Source organism: Bacillus sp. JK74 (assembly GCF_053663395.1).
Map to the genome: position 1 here is coordinate 296,423 of NZ_JBSJQB010000002.1, position 19,332 is coordinate 315,754.

17 protein-coding genes are annotated in these 19,332 nt (G+C 46.1%); all 17 read right to left on the reverse strand.

The genetic code is table 11. From position 1 onward, the window contains the following. Positions 1-38 precede the first annotated feature (38 nt). A complete protein-coding gene (gene rimP / locus ACWJJ5_RS06010) occupies positions 39-509 on the reverse strand; it encodes a ribosome maturation factor RimP (protein ID WP_003154197.1) in 471 nt (156 codons plus the stop codon). A gap of 239 nt (positions 510-748) precedes the next feature. After that, complete coding sequence (locus ACWJJ5_RS06015; RefSeq protein WP_176283320.1) at positions 749-5,062, reverse strand: PolC-type DNA polymerase III; 4,314 nt, start codon at positions 5,060-5,062, stop codon at positions 749-751. Positions 5,063-5,173: 111 nt separating this feature from the next. Continuing rightward, positions 5,174-6,868: a proline--tRNA ligase gene (locus ACWJJ5_RS06020; RefSeq protein ID WP_176283319.1), complete on the reverse strand. Its 1,695-nt coding sequence runs from the start codon at positions 6,866-6,868 to the stop codon at positions 5,174-5,176. Between the two features lie 31 nt (positions 6,869-6,899). After that, positions 6,900-8,168, reverse strand: a complete 1,269-nt coding sequence (gene rseP / locus ACWJJ5_RS06025) for an RIP metalloprotease RseP (RefSeq protein WP_007611459.1) — start codon at positions 8,166-8,168, stop codon at positions 6,900-6,902. A gap of 6 nt (positions 8,169-8,174) precedes the next feature. After that, entirely contained in the window at positions 8,175-9,326 is a 1,152-nt protein-coding gene (dxr, locus tag ACWJJ5_RS06030; protein WP_003154208.1) for a 1-deoxy-D-xylulose-5-phosphate reductoisomerase, read from the reverse strand. A gap of 55 nt (positions 9,327-9,381) precedes the next feature. Beyond that, positions 9,382-10,179 (reverse strand): phosphatidate cytidylyltransferase, encoded by a 798-nt coding sequence (locus ACWJJ5_RS06035; RefSeq protein ID WP_326359850.1) that lies wholly within the window; start codon positions 10,177-10,179, stop codon positions 9,382-9,384. A gap of 3 nt (positions 10,180-10,182) precedes the next feature. Next, a complete protein-coding gene (locus ACWJJ5_RS06040; RefSeq protein WP_003154211.1) occupies positions 10,183-10,965 on the reverse strand; it encodes an isoprenyl transferase in 783 nt (260 codons plus the stop codon). Positions 10,966-11,090: 125 nt separating this feature from the next. Further along, positions 11,091-11,648, reverse strand: coding sequence for a ribosome recycling factor (gene frr / locus ACWJJ5_RS06045; protein ID WP_003154212.1), 558 nt, complete (start codon positions 11,646-11,648; stop codon positions 11,091-11,093). A 2-nt stretch (positions 11,649-11,650) separates the two neighbouring features. Further along, positions 11,651-12,373: a UMP kinase gene (gene pyrH / locus ACWJJ5_RS06050; RefSeq protein WP_003154213.1), complete on the reverse strand. Its 723-nt coding sequence runs from the start codon at positions 12,371-12,373 to the stop codon at positions 11,651-11,653. A gap of 145 nt (positions 12,374-12,518) precedes the next feature. After that, positions 12,519-13,400 carry a translation elongation factor Ts gene (tsf, locus tag ACWJJ5_RS06055; RefSeq protein WP_003154214.1) on the reverse strand — a complete coding sequence of 294 codons (882 nt, stop codon included), beginning with the start codon at positions 13,398-13,400 and terminating at the stop codon, positions 12,519-12,521. 99 nt (positions 13,401-13,499) lie between these two features. Further along, the gene (gene rpsB / locus ACWJJ5_RS06060; RefSeq protein WP_003154215.1) at positions 13,500-14,240 is read right to left on the reverse strand and encodes a 30S ribosomal protein S2; all 741 of its coding nucleotides are present in this window, start codon (positions 14,238-14,240) and stop codon (positions 13,500-13,502) included. 143 nt (positions 14,241-14,383) lie between these two features. Further along, positions 14,384-14,857: a DUF6115 domain-containing protein gene (locus ACWJJ5_RS06065; protein ID WP_070081826.1), complete on the reverse strand. Its 474-nt coding sequence runs from the start codon at positions 14,855-14,857 to the stop codon at positions 14,384-14,386. A gap of 27 nt (positions 14,858-14,884) precedes the next feature. Further along, positions 14,885-15,649 (reverse strand): RNA polymerase sigma-28 factor SigD, encoded by a 765-nt coding sequence (gene sigD / locus ACWJJ5_RS06070; protein ID WP_003154217.1) that lies wholly within the window; start codon positions 15,647-15,649, stop codon positions 14,885-14,887. A 26-nt stretch (positions 15,650-15,675) separates the two neighbouring features. Continuing rightward, positions 15,676-16,176 (reverse strand): chemoreceptor glutamine deamidase CheD, encoded by a 501-nt coding sequence (cheD, locus tag ACWJJ5_RS06075; protein ID WP_003154219.1) that lies wholly within the window; start codon positions 16,174-16,176, stop codon positions 15,676-15,678. Next, positions 16,173-16,802 (reverse strand): CheY-P phosphatase CheC, encoded by a 630-nt coding sequence (cheC, locus tag ACWJJ5_RS06080; RefSeq protein ID WP_014417781.1) that lies wholly within the window; start codon positions 16,800-16,802, stop codon positions 16,173-16,175. Before cheC ends, cheD begins: the two co-directional genes overlap by 4 nt. A gap of 15 nt (positions 16,803-16,817) precedes the next feature. Next, positions 16,818-17,291: a chemotaxis protein CheW gene (gene cheW, locus ACWJJ5_RS06085; RefSeq protein ID WP_003154225.1), complete on the reverse strand. Its 474-nt coding sequence runs from the start codon at positions 17,289-17,291 to the stop codon at positions 16,818-16,820. Positions 17,292-17,313: 22 nt separating this feature from the next. Beyond that, complete coding sequence (gene cheA, locus ACWJJ5_RS06090) at positions 17,314-19,332, reverse strand: chemotaxis protein CheA (protein WP_017417784.1); 2,019 nt, start codon at positions 19,330-19,332, stop codon at positions 17,314-17,316.

Sequence of the window (19,332 nt, forward strand, 5' to 3'; positions counted from 1 at the left end):
TTAGCGGTCTCCCCCCTTAAACACTAATACTTCATTCATTAAAATGTTACAGCTAATCTCGCGTTAGCTATTTTTTCATACGGAATATTGACCCGTTTCTTTCTTGTTTTGACCGTCATCTCTATTGTAACAGTTTGTCCATCAAATTCAGCCAATTTGCCTTCAAACACTTTTAAACCGTCAATCGGTTCGTACGTTTTCATGTACACATTTTTGCCCAGTGATTTTTCGAAGTCGGCTTTTTTCTTTAATGGACGCTCGGCTCCAGGAGAAGATACTTCAAGAAAGTAGTTCTGAGTGATCGGATCGGCCTCATCCAGCTTTTCGCTTAACGCTTCGCTGACTTTGGCGCACTCCTCAATATCAACACCGTTATCGGAATCAATAAACACGCGAAGGAACCAGTTTTGACCCTCTTTGACAAATTCAATGTCTACGAGTTCAAGCTGAAGGTCATCCAGTATGGGCTGAGCCATTCCTTGAACGGTATCAGTCACTTTTTTGCTCATGTTTTTCCTCCTTGTGCTGTCGATATCATATCAGCCGTTCCTCTGCATAAAAACCCTGCTTCAAAAGAGCAGGGGCATTGAGAAAACGATGGACATGTCGAGGCAAAATTGCCTGTTCAATACAAAAGAGCGGGTTTCCCCACTCTTTGCCTCGGTAATCGTTAGCATTTCCAATAAAACTATACCATAACCATATATTTAATGCAAATCAAACTCCGCTCGTAGGCTGTGCACAAAGCTTAAAACAGAGACAGCTGATTTTGGTCCGGAAGCGACTCAAGACAGCCGTGACGGTCTAAATACTCTAAAATGGTTTTTGACACTTTTCCGCGTTTTTGAAGATCCTCTTTTGAAAGGAACTCCCCTTCTTCCCGCGCTTTCACAATATTGAGAGCGGCGTTGGTTCCGAGTCCCGGAATTGAGTTGAACGGCGGGATGAGACTGTTGCCGTCAATGATAAATTCCGAAGCGCTCGAACGGTATAGATCGACCTTCTGGAAGGAATAGCCGCGCTCACACATTTCAAGCGCAAGCTCTAACACGGTAAGGAGGTTTTTCTCCTTCGGCGAAGCATCAAGCCCTTTAGAGCTGATATCATCCATCACCGCTCTGATGGCGGTCGAGCCTTTAATCATTGTATCAATGTCAAAGTCATCTGCGCGGACGGTAAAATACGCAGCATAATATAAAAGCGCGTGATGCACTTTAAAGTATGCAATCCGCACCGCCATTAATACGTATGCGGCGGCGTGGGCTTTCGGGAACATGTATTTGATTTTTTTGCATGAATCAATATACCAGTTCGGCACATTGTTCTTTTTCATTTCTTCTTCCCATTCCGGCGTCAGGCCTTTGCCTTTACGCACGAATTCCATGATTTTAAAGGCCAGTGAAGGCTCAAGGCCCTGATAGATCAAGTAAACCATAATGTCATCACGGCAGCCGATCACTTCGCTCAGTTCACACGTATTGTTGTGTATCAGTTCCTGCGCATTGCCGAGCCATACGTCCGTTCCGTGGGAAAGCCCGGAAATCTGGACAAGCTCGGAGAACGTCGTCGGCTTCGTATCCTCAAGCATCTGCCGCACAAATCGCGTCCCGAATTCAGGAATACCGAGCGTCCCCGTTTTACAGCCGATCTGCTCTTCAGTGACGCCGAGCGATTCTGTACCTTGGAAAATCTTCATAACTTCCGGATCATCTGTCGGAATCGTCTTCGGATCAATTCCGCTTAAATCCTGGAGCATCCGAATGACTGTCGGATCATCGTGCCCCAATATATCAAGCTTCAGCAGGTTGTCATGAATGGAGTGGAAGTCAAAATGAGTCGTTTTCCATTCAGACCCCGTCGCATCTGCCGGGAATTGTATCGGGGAAAAATCGTAAATATCCATGTAATCCGGGACAACGATAATCCCCCCCGGGTGCTGGCCGGTCGTTCTCTTAACGCCGGTGCAGCCCTGCACCAGACGGTCGATCTCCGCGCCGCGCATGTGTAGGTTGTGATCACCCGCATAGCCTTTCACATATCCGTAAGCCGTCTTTTCCGCAACGGTGCCGATCGTTCCCGCGCGATACACGTTATCTTCACCGAACAGCACTTTCGTGTAGTTATGGGCATGGGGCTGATACTCACCTGAGAAGTTCAAGTCGATATCGGGTACTTTGTCACCTTTAAAGCCTAAGAACGTTTCAAACGGGATATCATGCCCGTCCTTTTTCAAAGGTGTGCCGCAAGACGGGCAGCTTTTATCCGGAAGGTCAAAACCGGAACCGACTGATCCGTCATTAAAGAATTCGGAATATCGGCAGCTCGGGCACACATAGTGCGGAGCGAGCGGATTCACTTCAGTGATTTCCGTTAAGGTCGCCACAAGCGATGAACCGACGGACCCCCGGGAGCCGACGAGATAACCGTCATCCAGAGACCGTTTTACAAGCTTATGAGAGATGAGATAAATAACGGCGAATCCATGACCGATGATGCTTTTTAATTCTTTTTCTATTCTCGCTTCCACAATTTCAGGAAGCTCTTCACCGTAAATGCTTCTGGCGCGCTGATAGCTCATTTCACGGATTTCTTCATCAGCTCCGTCAATTTTCGGCGTGTACAGATCGTCTTTGATCGGTTTGATCTCATCGATCATCGAAGCGACTTTCTGCGTATTGTCAACCACGATTTCTTTCGCTTTTTCCGCACCGAGAAAGGAGAAAGCATCCAGCATTTCATCTGTCGTTCTGAAGTGCACTTTAGGCAGTTCGTGCCGGTTTAACGGGTTGGCGCCGCCTTGGGAAGATATTAAGATCTTCCGGTAAATTTTGTCCTCATCGTTTAAATAGTGGACATTTCCGGTGGCAACGACCGGCTTATTCAATTTTTCCCCGAGCTTCGTGATGTTGGCGATGATTTCTTTCAGCGCTTTTTCATCCCGGACGAGCTCAAGCTGCAGAAGGTGTCTGTATACTTCCGGCGGCTGCACTTCAAGATAATCATAGAATGATGCGATATCTTCAACCTCTTCAGGTGATTTTTGCATCATGCCTTCAAAGACCTCTCCCCTGTCACAGGCAGAGCCGATTAACAGACCTTCTCTGTATTTATTAAGCTGCGACCTCGGAATGCGCGGCACTCTGTAGAAATATTGAATATGAGAAATGGACACGAGCTTAAACAGATTTTTAAGGCCGGTCTCATTTACGGCAAGCAATGTAGCGTGATAAGGCCTTGATCTTTGATAAGCATTGGATTGTCCCATATTCTCATTCAGCTGATCATGATAAAAAATGTCTTTTTCAGCGGCATCTTTGAGCATTTTCAACAGCAGGTAGCCCGTTGCTTCAGCGTCAAAGACCGCTCGGTGATGCTGGGTTAATTCGATATCAAACTTCTTACATAACGTATTTAAGCGGTGATTTTTAAACTCAGGATACAGGAAACGCGCGAGTTCCAGCGTATCAATAACCGGATTTTTCGCTTTTTCCGTTTTCAAAAGACGCTTGTACGCCACATTTAAAAATCCCATATCAAAGCTGGCGTTATGAGCCACAAGCACGTCATCGCCGATCCATTCTTTAAAATCCCGGACGACGTCAACGACATCGGGAGCGTCGCGGACCATGTCGTCCGTTATCCCGGTAAGCTCTATCGTCGTTGCTGACAGCGGATGGTGCGGATTGGCGAACGCTTCGAATTTATCGATGATTTCTCCGCCTCTTATTTTGACTGCGGCAAGCTCAATGATGGTGTCATACACTGCGGACAGACCTGTCGTTTCAACGTCAAAGACGACGTATGTGTCTTCTTCCAGGAGACGGTGAGCTGGATTGTATGCGATCGGAACGCCGTCATCCACGATATTGGCTTCCATTCCGTATATCATTTTTATGCCGTGTTTTTTCGCGGCGGAATAGGCATCCGGGAAAGACTGCACAACGGCGTGATCAGTTAACGCAATCGCTTCATGTCCCCATTTTTTCGCCTGTTCGACAAGCTTTCCGATGCCCGTTACAGCATCCATTTGGCTCATCGGAGAATGCAGATGAAGCTCAACCCGTTTTTCGCCTTCAGGAGCGGTGTCTTCACGGGTTTTGGCTTTTATTTCATTCACGTCATTTGCAATCATGACGAGGTCTCTGACGAATGTATCGTTTTGAATGCTTCCCCGCGCCTTCACCCACATGCCTTTTTTCAGCGTTTTCATCAAAGCGGCGTCTTCTTTTTCTCTGGCGAACATTTTTACTAAAATGCTGTTTGTATAGTCCGTGATTTTGAAAATGCAGAGCGTGCGTCCGCTTTTCAGCTCGCGTGTTTCAGCATCAAACACAAACCCCTGCACCGTAATTCTTCTTTCTTCATCCATGATGCTGTCAAGCGTCCGGATTTCTTCGTTCTCTTTAATTTGATAGCCGATGACAAGCGGGCCGGACGGCGCTTGATCCTCATCGCCCTCTTTTTCCTTCTTCTCCATTTCGATAAGCGCCTGCATCGCCCGCTCCTGATCTTCAGCAAGCTTTTGCTCGCGGAATTTCTGGACTTCTTGGTCAGATACGAAAATTTCGGTATCCAGCTGCAGTTCCGGAAATCCGAATTGGCGGTAGCTGTGCTGAATCAGTGTGCTGTATTTATTTTTGAGCGCCGATGCTTCTGTATCTGTTTTTGTTTTCACGATCAGTTTGTTTCCCTTGAGCTTCGGCTTCTGCTGATTCAAAAGAGCCACCATCGGCGGCGAGGTTCCTTCAAGCTCTTCAATACAGCGTGTCCAATAATCCTGTACAAGCTCCTCTGTCACTGTAGGATCGATGACCTGAACAGACGATGTGACACGGGCGATGTGAGCAAACGATTGTGTTAACCTCATCATGAATGAATCATATATTTGATACGGCAAAAGAGCCTTAAAGCGAAATTGGAAATGCCAGGCTTTTTCTGCTTTATGGATTGTCAGTTTATCAATCTCTCCGTCTTCAAAGTATGTCATGAAGGTATCATCTGTCATATTAAGCTGCTGCAGAAGAATCTGAAACTGTCTTCTGTTTACTGATAACTGTTCCATTCAGACAGTATCCCTCCCTTAAAACATCATAAGTGAAGGTACCTCCGCAGGTGATGAGGTACCTTCTTTTTTCTCTATTTTAACATGATTTTGGACGATTCGTTATGGTGATTACTTCGTCTTAATAAATTCAGAAAGCTCATCCACTGAAACTTCGGCAGATTCACCGGTTTTGCGGATTTTCACTTCTACGATGCCTTCGTCGGCACGTTTTCCGACAGTGATGCGGATCGGAAGGCCGATCAGATCAGAATCAGCAAACTTCACGCCTGCGCGTTCAGCGCGGTCATCGTATAATACCTCATAACCTTCCGCCTGGAATTTGCCGTAAAGCTGTTCAGCAAGCTCTTTTTGCGCTTCGTTTTTCATATTCAGCGCCAAAATATGAAGATCATACGGAGCAACGCTCTTCGGCCAGATCAAGCCTTTTTCGTCGTGATGCTGTTCAGCGATGGCTGAAAGCGTTCTGGACACGCCGATTCCGTAACATCCCATCAGCATCGGCTGCGCACGCCCGTTTTCATCAAGGTATGTCGCATTCATCGCTTCAGAGTAACGCGTGCCGAGTTTAAAGACTTGTCCGACCTCAATCCCTTCAGCGAAACGGATCGTGCCTTTTCCGTCAGGTGACGGATCGCCTTCCTGAATGATTCGAAGATCGGCGTATGCTTTTACAGACGCGTCACGTTCGATGTTTACGTTTCGGTAATGACGGTCTTTTTCATTCGCGCCGCAAACGGCGTTTACCATTACTTTCACGGCTTGGTCGGCATAAATCTCAATGTCGCCGGCAGCGCCGATCGGCCCCGCAAATCCCGGCTCCGCGCCAAGTTTCTCCGCTACTTCTTCATGAGACGCAAGCTCAACCACTTCCGCGTTCAGAAGGTTTTTCACTTTCACGTCATTGACCTCATGATCGCCTCTTACTAACACGAGAACAAATCGGTCATCCGCTTTAAACAGCATTGATTTGATGCAGGCGCTCGGCTCAATATGCAAGAACGAAGCGAGCTCTTCAATGCTTTTGACATTCGGCGTATCAATTTTCTCCAATGCCTCGGGTGTTTCATCTGACGGCTCGCTGTTCATGACAACTTCCGCCATTTCCGTATTGGCTGCGTAAGAGGATCCATCGGAATAAGCGATGGTATCTTCCCCTATTTCAGAAAGAGCCATAAATTCATGCGTGTCTTTTCCGCCCATCGCGCCCGAGTCGGCAATAACGGGACGGACGTTTAATTCACAGCGTGCGAAAATGCTGCTGTATGCGCCGTACATGTTTTGGTACGTTTCCTCCAGACTTTCTTCAGAAGCATGGAAAGAATACGCATCTTTCATGATGAATTCGCGTCCGCGCAATAACCCGAAACGCGGGCGTTTTTCATCTCTGAATTTAGACTGGATCTGGTAAAGAGTGAGCGGCAGACGCTTATAAGATTTCACCTCATCGCGCACGAGAGAAGTAATGACTTCTTCATGTGTCGCGCCTAAAGCAAATTCACGGCCGTGGCGGTCTTTCAGACGCATTAATTCAGGCCCGTACGTATACCATCTGCCTGATTCCTGCCATGTTTCAGCCTGCTGAAGGGCCGGCATCAGCATTTCCACCGCGTTGATTTTTTCCATTTCTTCACGCACGATCTTCTGAATGTTTTGAATGACCCTGTAAGCCAGGGGCATGTAGCTGTAAACCCCGCTCGTATTTTGTCTGATAAATCCCGCTCTCAGCAGAAGCTTATGGCTTTTTGCTTCAGCATCAGCCGGCACTTCTCTCAGGGTCGGAATAAGCGTCAAACTTTGTCTCATGTCTTCGCACCTCTGATTTTTTACTAGTCAATTATAAGAATAAACGCTGGATATCGTTCCATGTGACAACCAGCATAAGAAGCATTAAGAAAGCTACGCCGATAAATACGACAAATGCTTCCTTGTCACGGTTTATCGGCTTGCCGCGGATTGCTTCAATGAATAAAAACAGCAGCCGTCCGCCGTCAAGCGCCGGTATCGGCAGCAGGTTGACGATTCCCAGGTTGATGCTTAAAAACGCCGCAAACTGGAATAGGTTGATAATACCGGTTTTTGCAACTTGATCCGTCATATCATAAATGCCGACAGGGCCCGAAAGCATATCAAGCTTAAACTGGCCTGTCACAAGTTTGCTCAGATTGGTCAGGATCGCTTTTGTAACATCAACGGTAGATGTCGCGCCGTAAGCAATCGCTGCAAGCGCGCCTTTTTCAGTCGGCGCATAAGAGCCGAAGCGGCCGATTGTTTTTTTATTTTCATCTTTTACAGCTTCAGGTGTAACCGAGATATGAAACGATTTGCCGTCCCGTTTGACGGCGACATCGATTTTTTTCCCGGGATTTTCTTTTACCGCTGTCACGATGTCGGTCCATGACCTCATTTTTTCACCGTTAATGCTCTGGATATAGTCGCCTTCTTTTAAACCGGCAGCAGCTGCGCGTCCATTGTCTGTCAGCTTCCCGAGCTCAGGCTGATTTGAAGGCACGCCTTGAATGAATCCGAGCATGACGAGAATGACATACGCTAAGATGAAGTTCATTATCGGACCGGCAGCAATCGCCTTAATCCGCTTCCATACGGGTTTAGACCCGAATTGTCGATTGTAAGGCGCAATCTGCACTTCTTCTCCGTCTACGATAAAAAAAGAGGTCTGACTGACAGTAAAGCCCGCCAGTTCATCTTCTTTCCCCTGCTCGTACCCGGTAATCTTCATTTCGTGCTCAAGATCAGCCGTCTCCACCTCGATAATTAAAGCGTCGGGATATTTTTCCTTTTGATTAATGATGACTTTTTCCACTTCGTCATCTTTATTAAAAAGAAGCCCGACGGTATAACCGGGTTTGACTTCAATCATCTCCGGGTCTTCACCGGCCATGCGGACGAACCCCCCGACCGGAAGGAGTCTGATCGTATACACGGTTTCATTCTTTTTAAATGAAAAGATTTTAGGGCCGAAGCCGATCGCAAATTCACGGCAAAGGATTCCCGCTCTTTGGGCGAGCAATAAATGCCCGAGCTCATGGAAAAAAACGAGCGTTCCGAAAATAATAATAAACGCGATAACTGTATTCACGAACATACCACCTTATGTGAGTATTGAATTAACGTATCCCCGGGTGTCTTTGTCCACTTCTTGGATATCCGCAAGACTCGGATCCTGAATTACGCTGTGGCGGTCCAATGCTTTTTCAATCAGGTCCTCAATCGATAAGAATGAAATCCGTCCGGCAAGAAAAGCGGCAACGGCTTCTTCGTTGGCCGCATTTAAAACCGTCGGCATCGTTCCCCCTATTTTACCTGATTCAAAGGCAAATTGTAAGCAGCGGAACCTTTCAAAGTCAGCTTTCGCAAAATGAAGGCTTCCGATCTCCCATAATTCAAGCCTTTTTGTTTCAGGCAGAGGCAGCCGGTCCGGATATGTCAGCGCGTATTGAATCGGCACCCTCATGTCCGGATTTCCGAGCTGGGCGATGACGCTTCTGTCGTGAAATTCAACCATCGAATGAATGATGCTCTCTTTATGTAATACAACGTCAATCTGTTCATACGGAATGTCAAACAGCCAATGCGCTTCAATGACTTCAAGCCCTTTATTCATCATTGTAGCCGAGTCAATCGTAATCTTTGCGCCCATCGACCAGTTCGGGTGATTAAGGGCGTCGGCAATCGTTACAGACTCAAGCTCCTGCCGCGTTTTATCTCTGAAACTGCCGCCGGAAGCCGTAATGATCAGGCGCTCGATATTTTTGCTCTGTTCGCCTTGCAGCGCCTGAAAAATAGCGGAATGTTCGCTGTCGACCGGAAGAAGAGGAACGCCGTATCGTTTTGCGTGTCCTTTCACTATATGCCCGGCAGTGACGAGAGTTTCCTTATTTGCAAGCGCAATTGTTTTTTTCTGTTCAATCGCTTTCAAAGTCGGGATTAAACCGACGCTTCCAAGCAGCGCATTGACCACGATATCCACTTCGTCCATGACTGCCGCTTCAATCAGGCCTTCTTCCCCGATGCCGATTTGACATTCATGAGAAAAAGACGCTTCTTTCACTTTTTGATATGTATCCATGTCGCCGACTGCTACATATTTCGGCTGAAACGTTCTGATCAACGGGATCGCTTTCTCGGCGTTTTTACCGAAAGTCATCGAGACGAGACGGAACTGATCTTGATGCATGCGCAATACGTCTAACGTCTGCTCCCCGATTGATCCTGTTGCTCCTAAAAGACAAATATTCTTCAAAATGCCACTCCCATTCTATGCGTCCAGATCGGTCTTATTTTCATATTAGCCTTTCTCATGAAAAAAGCGCAAGCAGAAAGTATAAGAACGGCATGACAAACAAAAAGCTGTCAAATCGGTCTAAAATGCCGCCGTGCCCGGGAAGGATTTTCCCCGAATCCTTCACATCATAGTGCCGCTTAGTCGCTGATTCAACCAAATCCCCGATCTGTCCGAACACAGACAGAACAAGCGTGATGACCAAAAGAACCGGGTATGAAATCGGAAGGTGCGCAAACAGCTGAAAAACAGCCGTAAAAATAAGGGCGATGACAATACCGCCGAGAAACCCTTCCACCGTTTTGTTGGGACTGATTTCGGGCCACAGCTTCCGCTTCCCGAGCGACTTTCCGACGAAATATGCGCCTGAGTCCGTTGACCATATGACAACGCAGGCATAAAAGATATACAAAAGCCCGTTTGTTTCAATGTTTCTGATTTCAATAAAATAATGAAAACACAGTCCGATATATACCGTCGCGAGAACGATAAACCCGACTTCGTCAAACGTAAAGGTGTTTTTCACGAGCACCGTATAGCTGAGCAGAATCAATACGGCAAAAATCGTTACTTCCATTTTCGCATCGAAAAAATGATATTTGTCCGGCATCATATACAGCCATAACAACAAAAGGCTGATCAGACCCGGAAAAGAAAAAAATCTGAGCTTTTTCATCCGCAAAAGCTCAAAAAGCGCTATACTTCCCATCACGTAAACAAATACGGTGAACGGCAATCCTCCGAAAATAACCAAAAATAAAAATAGTGCCGCTGCCAGAACACCTGTTAACAATCGTTGTTTCATTTCCACCATCCTCTAAATTCCGCCAAACCTCCGGCCCCGCTGCTGAAATTCTCCCACTGCCTGCAGAAAGTGATCTTCTTTAAAATCGGGCCACAGGACATCTGTAAAAACAAATTCACTGTAAGCCACCTGCCAAAGCATAAAGTTGCTCAGTCTGATTTCTCCGCTCGTTCTGATGAGCAGCTCCGGGTCCTGGATTGATTCTGTCATTAAATGCCCGGAAAAGAGCGCTTCATCAATGTCTTCGATATTCAGCGTGCCGCTTTTCACCTGTTCGGCCAATGCTTTTGCCGCATTGACGATTTCCGTGCGTCCGCCGTAGTTCAAAGCGAAATTGAGAATCAGCCCGTCATTTTGTTCTGTATCTTTTACGGCCTTCTCAATCGCCCTGTACGTATGAGAAGGGAGCGCGGATTCATCTCCGATAATTTTCACCTGTACATTTTCCTCTATCAATTCAGGAAGATACGTATTCAGGAACTCTTCCGGAAGCTTCATCAAAAAGTCGACTTCCATCTTCGGGCGCTTCCAATTCTCAGTTGAAAACGCATAAAGAGTCAGAACTTTAACGCCGAGCTGATTTGCGAGCTTTGTCACCCTTTTTACCACTTTCATTCCTTCATGATGTCCGGCAATCCGCGGGAGTGAGCGCTTCTTCGCCCAGCGTCCGTTTCCGTCCATAATAATGGCAATGTGTGCGGGAATTTCACCCTTCAGTATGTCTTCTTTTGTATACCGTTCTAAGTTGGAAGCCGCATTCTGCTGATTCTTCCAATTTTTGAGTATGTTGAGCATGAGATTCCTCCGTCACCCAAAAAGGTTGCGTTGCTGATGATCAATGTAATCAACAGTATTAACAAAAAAACCCCCTGTAAACATGAGAGGGTCTTTTCACATTATCTATTGTACATAGTTTTTCATTAAACTTCCATGATTTCTTTTTCTTTGTCCTTCGTGACACTGTCAATTTTTGACACATATTCATCTGTCAGCTTTTGAACGTCTTCACTGGAAGCACGAAGCTCGTCTTCTGTAATGTCTCCGTTTTTCTCAAGTTTTTTGAGGTCGTCGTTGCTGTCACGGCGGACATTACGGACTGCTACTTTCGCTTCTTCCGCGTATTTTTTCACGACTTTGACAAGTTCTTTACGTCTTTCTTCCGTCAGAGCCGGGATCGCGATGCGGATAATTGTTCCGTCACTTGTCGGAGTTACGCCAAGATCAGCTTTCAGGATCGCTTTTTCAATATCGCCGATTGCCGTTTTGTCATACGGTGTGACAACAAGCATACGCGCTTCAGGCACATTGATGGAAGACAGCTGGTTTAAAGGTGTTTGGGCACCGTAGTATTCTACTGTCACTTTATCCAATAGAGATGGGTTGGCACGTCCCGCGCGGACTGACGCCAATTCACGTGAATAAGCGGCAACCGCTTTTTCCATGCGTTCTTTTGTTTGTGTTAATACTTCGTTTGACAACGTTATTTCCCCCTTACGATCGTTCCGATTGATTCGCCGATTACGGCACGCTTAATATTTCCTTCTTCCATAATAGAAAAGACGATCAGCGGAATATCATTATCCATACATAGTGAAGAAGCCGTAGAATCCATGACTTCCAGCCCGTCTTTTAACACATCGAGATAAGATAATTTTTCGTATTTAACGGCTGACTCATCTTTTCTCGGATCGGCATTATACACACCGTCGACATTATTTTTCGCCATTAAAATCACATCCGCTTCGATTTCAGCGGCACGCAGCGCTGCGGTTGTGTCCGTAGAGAAATAAGGGTTTCCTGTTCCCGCGGCAAAAATCACAACGCGTTTTTTCTCCAGGTGGCGGATGGCTTTTCTTCTGATGTAAGGCTCAGCGACCTGACGCATTTCAATTGATGTCTGCACTCTGGACTGAATTCCGAGCGTTTCCAGGCTGTCCTGCAGGGCAAGTGAGTTCATGACAGTAGCAAGCATGCCCATATAATCGGCCGTCGCACGGTCCATTCCTAAGTCACTGCCTGTTTTTCCGCGCCATAAGTTGCCGCCGCCTACAACTACGGCCACTTCGACGTCAAGCTCAGCGATTTCTTTTACCTGTTTAGCGATGGATTGGATAACAGTCGGATTAATGCCGTTTCCCTGCTCTCCTGCCAATGCTTCTCCGCTAAGCTTTAAAACGATACGATTGTATTTTGGTTTTTCCATAATAACCTCCAAGTGTAAACATTGCCGTTTCCTATTATGCAAGAGAAAAAAAGGTTTGTAAATATAGTTTTAAAAATAGGGAACACAAGTAGTGTCCCCTATACTGCCTGAAAAGCCGCGAAAGATTCGCCAAGGCTTTCCGCCATTATTTTTTCACTTGGTTCATAACTTCTTCAGCAAAGTTTTCTTGGCGTTTTTCAATACCTTCTCCAACTTCGTAGCGGACGTAAGTTTTAACAGATGCGTTTTTCGCAGCCACAACTTGTTTCACTTTTTCGTCTGGGTTTTTAACGAAAGCTTGGTCTAATAAGCAAATTTCTTCGAAGAATTTGTTCAGACGGCCTTCAACCATTTTAGCTACGATGTTTTCCGGTTTGCCTTCTTGAAGAGCTTGTTGAGTCAGGATCTGACGCTCATGGTTTGCTTCTTCTTCAGACACTTGGTCGCGGGAAATATAACGAGGATTTACCGCTGCAACATGCATCGCGATGTCTTTTGCAAGATCTTCGTCAGTTGTTCCGCTAAGAACGGATAATACGCCGATGCGGCCTCCCATGTGAAGGTAAGCACCGAACGCTTCGCTGTCTTCTTTTGTAAGAACAGCAAAACGGCGAAGAGTGATTTTCTCTCCGATTTTAGCAACGTTGCTTGTGATGTATTCTTCAACAGTAGAACCGTTTTCCATCTTTTGACCCATCGCTTCTTCAAGATCAGCAGGAGCGTTTGCAAGAAGGTGGTCAGCAAGCGTGTTCAGAAGCTCTTTGAAGCCTTCGTTTTTCGCAACGAAATCAGTTTCAGAGTTTACTTCTAAGATAACGCCTTTGTTGCCGTCAGTTTTAATAAGAGTAGAACCTTCAGCAGCGATACGGTCAGCTTTTTTAGCCGCTTTCGCAATTCCTTTTTCTCTCAGAAGGTCGATTGCTTTGTCCATATCTCCGTCAGTTTCAGTCAATGCTTTTTTACAGTCCATCATACCAGCGCCTGTTTTTTGACGCAGTTCTTTTACCTGCTGTGCAGTAATAGCCATTTGAATTCCTCCTTATATGTGTAAACAAGATATGTATAGATACATTTTTCTTGAAAAAAGGTGATAAAAGGCAGTCCCTCTTATCACCTTTTGATTAGGTTACGCAGTTGTCGTTTCTGTTTCAGGTGCAGTCTCTTCAGCAGCTTCCGCTTCTTCTTCGCCTTGCTTCGCTTCAAGAATGGCATCTGCCATTTTAGAAGTAAGAAGTTTGACAGCGCGGATTGCGTCATCGTTTGCAGGGATTACGACATCAATTTCATCAGGATCACAGTTTGTATCTACGATTCCGATGATAGGAATGTTCAATTTGCGAGCTTCCGCAACAGCGATGCGCTCTTTGCGAGGATCGATGATGAATAATGCATCAGGAAGATCCTTCATGTCTTTAATTCCGCCGAGGAATTTTTCAAGACGCTCTAATTCTTTTTTCAATTGAACAACTTCTTTTTTCGGAAGTACTTCAAATGTACCGTTTTCTTGCATTTTCTCGATGTCTTTCAGACGCTTAATGCGTTTTTGGATTGTTTCGAAGTTTGTCAGTGTACCGCCCAACCAGCGTTGGTTGACATAGTACATGCCAGAGCGTACAGCTTCTTCTTTAACAGAATCCTGAGCTTGTTTTTTTGTGCCGACGAAAAGGATTTTTCCGCCTTCAGCAGCAAGGTTTTTCGTGAAGTTGTAAGCTTCCTCTACTTTTTTCACTGTTTTTTGAAGGTCAATGATGTAGATTCCGTTACGCTCCGTGAAAATGTAACGCTTCATTTTTGGGTTCCAGCGGCGTGTTTGGTGGCCGAAGTGAACACCGGCTTCAAGCAATTGTTTCATAGAAATAACTGACATGTGATTTCCTCCTAATAAAATGGTTTTTTTCCTCCGCTTAGGTCATTTTTGTGCAGAACTGCCGTTTGCAGCACCCTCTGCATAAATCGTTAAGCGTGTGTATTTAACACCAAGACATAATATAACACAGCTTTATGCGACAATCAAGAATCCTTTACAGCTTTGCCGCGAAATTTTAAAAACAGCTCGATTTCTGTCTTTCCGCTCTGCACCCGTTTGGCGATTTCCGCGGGGGTGAGCCCTTGTTCATATAATTCTGAAACACGTTCTTCAAACGAATGCGCGCCGCTGTTTTCATCACTTTCAGCCCGTTCCGTTGCACTGATGAGCTTTTCCATGTGGTCCGGAATATCAGGCTCTTTTTTCGGTTCCGGCCGGGATTCGGCGTCTTCTGCGTCAGGCGCTTGATCATTCCGGCTTTTTGCGTCTTCGAGTCTTTCATTTTCTTCTTTCAGCTCAAGCAGAAACGCTGCAAGAGTGTTTTCCGTCTCTTCAAGAATCTTCTTCTGCTGGCGCTCCGTCTCCTTGAGGGCTGAAAACCTCGTGTACAGAATAATGACGGCATAAAGCAGTACGCCGTGAAGCACAAAGCTTAAAAGCCATAATAGTGTTGACATGTTTTTCACTCGCTAACCATGAGTTCATTATTGAATTACTTTTTCAAGCAGGTGCTTTAATTTAAACAGCGCCTTTGAATGAATCTGTGAAATCCGCGACGTCGAAAGGTTCAGGACTTGTCCGATTTCGGTCAAAGTCAGTTCTTCTTTATAGAATAAACTGACGACAAGCTGCTCTTTTTCAGAGAGCTCGTGAATTTTGCCCGCAAGCTGAGCGATCAGCTCGTCCTTCATGATTTTTTCTTCCGGCGGCACATTTTTGTCATCTCTGATCATCACTTGAATATTCTCACCGTCATCCTGGTCGTGAAGCTTTTCATCAATTGATAAGAGATTGGCAAAAAATCCTTCATTCATCGTTGATACTACGTCCTGTTCCGTCATGCCCAGCTCTTCTGCGATCTCTGAAGGCGTCACATTCCGAAGGTAGCGCTGTTCAAGTTTTTCGATCGCCGCTTCGACTTTTTTTGTCTTCTCCCGTGAAGTTCTGGGCAGCCAATCTTCTTTACGCAGCCCGTCGATGATTGCACCGCGAATTCTAAACGAGGCATAGGTATCAAATTTTAAATCCCGGCCGGGGTCAAATTTTTCCAGGGCATCATATAAACCAAGCATACCAAGGCTCATTAGATCGTCTTTATGCACCGATTTCGGCAGTCCGACGGAAATTCTGCCGACATGATATGTGACCAGCGGCATGTAACGGCGCATTAAATCATCACCGGCTTTAGGATCTTTCCACTCTTTCCAGCGCGACCAAAGCACCTGATCTTCATAATTCAAGGATTGCATTGTTATCCCCCTACCTCATACCTTTATTAAATCGTTGTTTCACCTTGTTTAACAGTTCGAATGTGCAGCATGCAGGACTTTGGCTCAAATTCAATCGTCCGGCCGCTTGAGCCGCCCGTATCTTCACTGATGACCGGAATGTTATACAATGAAAGCTGCTCTTTGATAGCCGCTACATTCCTCGGACCGATTTTCATCAGGTCGTTTGTCATTTTAAACTTAAACATCTCCGCTCCCCCGGCGAGTTTTGCCTTCAGGGCAAACTTGCGGCAGCCGGCTTTCAAAAGCATATCAATTGTCATCTTAACGGCGGTGTCCGCGTATTTTGCACGGTTGAGCTCCGCCGTTTTTGATAAACCGGAGTCCGGCAGCATGACGTGAACGAGTCCTGCCGTTTGTTTGTCTTTATCGTATAAAACCAGCCCCACGCATGAACCGAGTCCCGAGGTTCGGATTTTATCCGGGTAACGCGCGACTTGAACATCCGCAATCCCCACTTTAACGACTGCGGCTTCCGCACGGCTCATAAAGCCGCACCCAATGAGACGAAGAGCTTTTCAAAAGAATCATAGTCCGGGAGCATAAACATGTGGGCTTTGAGCTCCTGCCGGCTGCCCTGGTCAAAAATAGAAGTATCCACGACAATGGCATGCTCTCCGACTTGGCTGAGCTCCATCAGTCCTTCACTGATAACTGCCCCGAACATATCAAGTGAGATTTCCGGCACGCTCGGGTAAATCTCAAGCTTTGTCAAATCAGCCAATGCCGTTAAATAGGAGCCTGCTAAAATATTGCCGAACTCATGTAAAGCAGAAGAACTCAAATGATCTTCACCCAACTGGTCAATATCAAAATCCGGATTTCCGATCAGCTCTCTGATAAACTGTTCCGCTTGATCAAAAGGCATGATGAGAAAGATAGAACCGGTCATGTCGCCTTCCATTCTTAAAAAGATACTGGCGACCGGCGTTTCAGCCCCGCCGAAAAAATCAGCGAGCTCATCAAATGTCAATAAAGTCGCAAACGGCACTTCCATGTCTATCTTTCTGTTCAGCAGCTGAGCCATGGCAGAAGCCGAGTGACCCGCCCCGATATTTCCGACTTCCCGCAAAATATCCATCTGCTCTTCTTTGATCGCTTCAAACTTACTCATGTTGTCTTTTCCCCTTTAAGCATTCGGCTCTCCGGACGCAGATGCCGAAGCACCTTTATCCAGCACCGCATGCGCATCGATAATATTGAGGAGCCTGTTATCTTGCTTGACGATCTGTTTAATCCACACATCCGTTTCCTTTGTCTGGCTTTCAGGCGCGGATTCAATTTCATTTTCATGCACGGTGATGACGTCATTGGCCTCATCCACGACCCATCCGACATCGGCGTCACGGTAAGAAATGATGATAATCCGTGTCTCTTCTGTGATGTCCTGTTCAGGCTGGTTCAGACGTTTTCTTAAATCAAGAACCGGGGTAATCACTCCGCGCAGATTGATAACGCCGCGGATATAAGATTCCACCCCCGGGACCCTCGTCGGTTTTTGCCACTTTTCAATTGATTTCACCTGGGAAACTGAGATAGCGTATTCTTTCCCGTTTATCATAAACACAATCATTTTTTCACCTGTTTTGATTTCAGCAGTCATGCGGGCACCTCCTCGTGTCGTTTTAGTAGATCAGCGCATTGCAATCAATAATCAGCGCCACTTCTCCGTTTCCGAGAATCGTAGCGCCGGAAATCGCAAAGACGTTCGTCAAATAGTCGCCGAGTGATTTCAGTACGACTTCCTGCTGTCCGATAAAAGAGTCCACGACAAAAGCAGTGGATTTATCGCCCTTTTTCACGACGATTACATGGAACTGATCGGCATCCTGTTTTGAATCCGTAATGCCGAATTCTTTTTTCAGATAGACAATCGGAACGATTTGGCCTCTGAAATCAATCACTTCTCTGTCATGCGTCTGCAGGATATCTTTCTTATCAATAACAGCCGTCTCTATAATAGAAGAAATCGGTATCGCAAACGTCTCTTCTTCCAGTTTAATGAGAAGAACGGATATAATTGAAAGTGTCAGCGGAAGCTGGATACTGAAAAGAGAACCTTGACCTTCCGCGGATTTGACACTGACAGAGCCGCCGAGTGATTCGAGTTTATTTTTTACGACATCCAGGCCGACGCCCCGCCCTGAAATGTCAGAAATTTGATCGGCAGTCGAGAAGCCAGGAGCAAAAATAAGCTCGTAAATCTCATTATCTTCAAGCGTTTCAGCATCACGTTCGGTGATTACACTCCGCTCGAGCGCTTTTTCAAGAATTTTCTTTCTGTTCAGGCCGGCCCCGTCATCTTCAACCTCAATAAAGACATGATTGCCGCTGTGATATGCCTTAAGCACGACATGACCCGATTCCGGTTTTCCTTTATTCACCCGCACTTCAGGCGATTCAATGCCGTGATCGATGCTGTTTCTGATTAAATGCACAAGCGGATCGCCGATTTCATCAATCACCGTGCGGTCCAGCTCCGTTTCAGCTCCGATGATGGACAATTCGATTTTCTTGTTTAATTCCTTTTGAAGCTGGCGGATCATTCTCGGGAAACGGTTAAAGACGGTTTCTACCGGCACCATCCGCATATTAAGAATAATAGACTGAAGGTCGCCCGAAATTCTGGTCAGGCGTTCAACGGTTTCAGTCAGCTCATTGTGGTCAAGCTCTTTGGCGATCTGCTCAAGACGTCCGCGGTCAATGACAAGTTCTTCAAAAAGATTCATTGAAGAATCCAGTCTTTCAATGTTGACACGAATCGTTTTCGAGCCGCTGTGATGCTTCGGCTGTTCTTCCGTTTTCGCTTGCGGCTTCGGCGTTTTTTCAGCCTTTTTAACCGGAGTTTCCTTCACCGGTTCAGCCGCTTGCGGTTTTTCGGCCGTTTTTAACGGCGCACCGGCAGAAATTTCGACTTTCTCCACTTCTGAAATGCCGCTGATGAGTTCTTTAATTTCTTCAGCAGGCTGCTTTGTCAAGAAACACACCTGAAAATCCGTTCCGAAATCTTCCGTCTCAAGTACTTCCGCGGCGGGTATCGTTTTTGCGACTTCCCCGGCTTCATTCAGCTTTTCAAATATCATGTACACGCGCACGGCTTTGAGCATGCAGCTTTCATTCAGGGAAACCGTTATTTCATAGCGGCTGAATCCCTGCTCTTCCGCCTCTTCAATAACAGTCCGTTCGAACTCATCATAATTCCATTCAGTTGAAGTCTGTTGTTTTGAAGCCGGCGGTTCTGCTGTTTCGGCTGAAGCCGCAGTCTCATGCACCGCATTTACGTCGAGCTTAGCACTTACTTCAGAAATATCACGTTTGCCGTCTCCTCCGTCAATAATGGACTGCACCATCTCTTCAAGATGATCAAGCGCTTCAAACAGCACGTCCAGCCAATCCGATGTAACGGGCATTTCTCCGTTGCGGATGGCGTCCAGCACATTTTCCATCAGGTGGGTTAAATGCGCCAGATCTGTATATCCCATCGTTGCGCTCATGCCTTTCAGCGTATGGGCAGCTCTGAAGATGTCATGCACAAGCTGAAGGTCTGCCGGATCTTTTTCCAACAGCAGCAGCTTTTCGTTACATGTCTGTAAGTGCTCTTTACTTTCATCAATAAAGACATCTAAATATTGATTCATATCCAA

Excerpts from the sequence above, each read along its gene's own strand:
- rimP (WP_003154197.1), bottom strand. The coding sequence starts at position 509 with ATGAGCAAAAAAGTGACTGATACCGTTCAAGGAATGGCTCAGCCCATA.
- ACWJJ5_RS06015 (WP_176283320.1), bottom strand. The coding sequence starts at position 5,062 with ATGGAACAGTTATCAGTAAACAGAAGACAGTTTCAGATTCTTCTGCAG.
- ACWJJ5_RS06020 (WP_176283319.1), bottom strand. The coding sequence starts at position 6,868 with ATGAGACAAAGTTTGACGCTTATTCCGACCCTGAGAGAAGTGCCGGCT.
- rseP (WP_007611459.1), bottom strand. The coding sequence starts at position 8,168 with ATGTTCGTGAATACAGTTATCGCGTTTATTATTATTTTCGGAACGCTC.
- ACWJJ5_RS06035 (WP_326359850.1), bottom strand. The coding sequence starts at position 10,179 with ATGGTGGAAATGAAACAACGATTGTTAACAGGTGTTCTGGCAGCGGCA.
- ACWJJ5_RS06040 (WP_003154211.1), bottom strand. The coding sequence starts at position 10,965 with ATGCTCAACATACTCAAAAATTGGAAGAATCAGCAGAATGCGGCTTCC.
- pyrH (WP_003154213.1), bottom strand. The coding sequence starts at position 12,373 with ATGGAAAAACCAAAATACAATCGTATCGTTTTAAAGCTTAGCGGAGAA.
- tsf (WP_003154214.1), bottom strand. The coding sequence starts at position 13,400 with ATGGCTATTACTGCACAGCAGGTAAAAGAACTGCGTCAAAAAACAGGC.
- rpsB (WP_003154215.1), bottom strand. The coding sequence starts at position 14,240 with ATGTCAGTTATTTCTATGAAACAATTGCTTGAAGCCGGTGTTCACTTC.
- ACWJJ5_RS06065 (WP_070081826.1), bottom strand. The coding sequence starts at position 14,857 with ATGTCAACACTATTATGGCTTTTAAGCTTTGTGCTTCACGGCGTACTG.
- sigD (WP_003154217.1), bottom strand. The coding sequence starts at position 15,649 with ATGCAATCCTTGAATTATGAAGATCAGGTGCTTTGGTCGCGCTGGAAA.
- cheD (WP_003154219.1), bottom strand. The coding sequence starts at position 16,176 with ATGAGCCGTGCGGAAGCCGCAGTCGTTAAAGTGGGGATTGCGGATGTT.
- cheC (WP_014417781.1), bottom strand. The coding sequence starts at position 16,802 with ATGAGTAAGTTTGAAGCGATCAAAGAAGAGCAGATGGATATTTTGCGG.
- cheW (WP_003154225.1), bottom strand. The coding sequence starts at position 17,291 with ATGACTGCTGAAATCAAAACAGGTGAAAAAATGATTGTGTTTATGATA.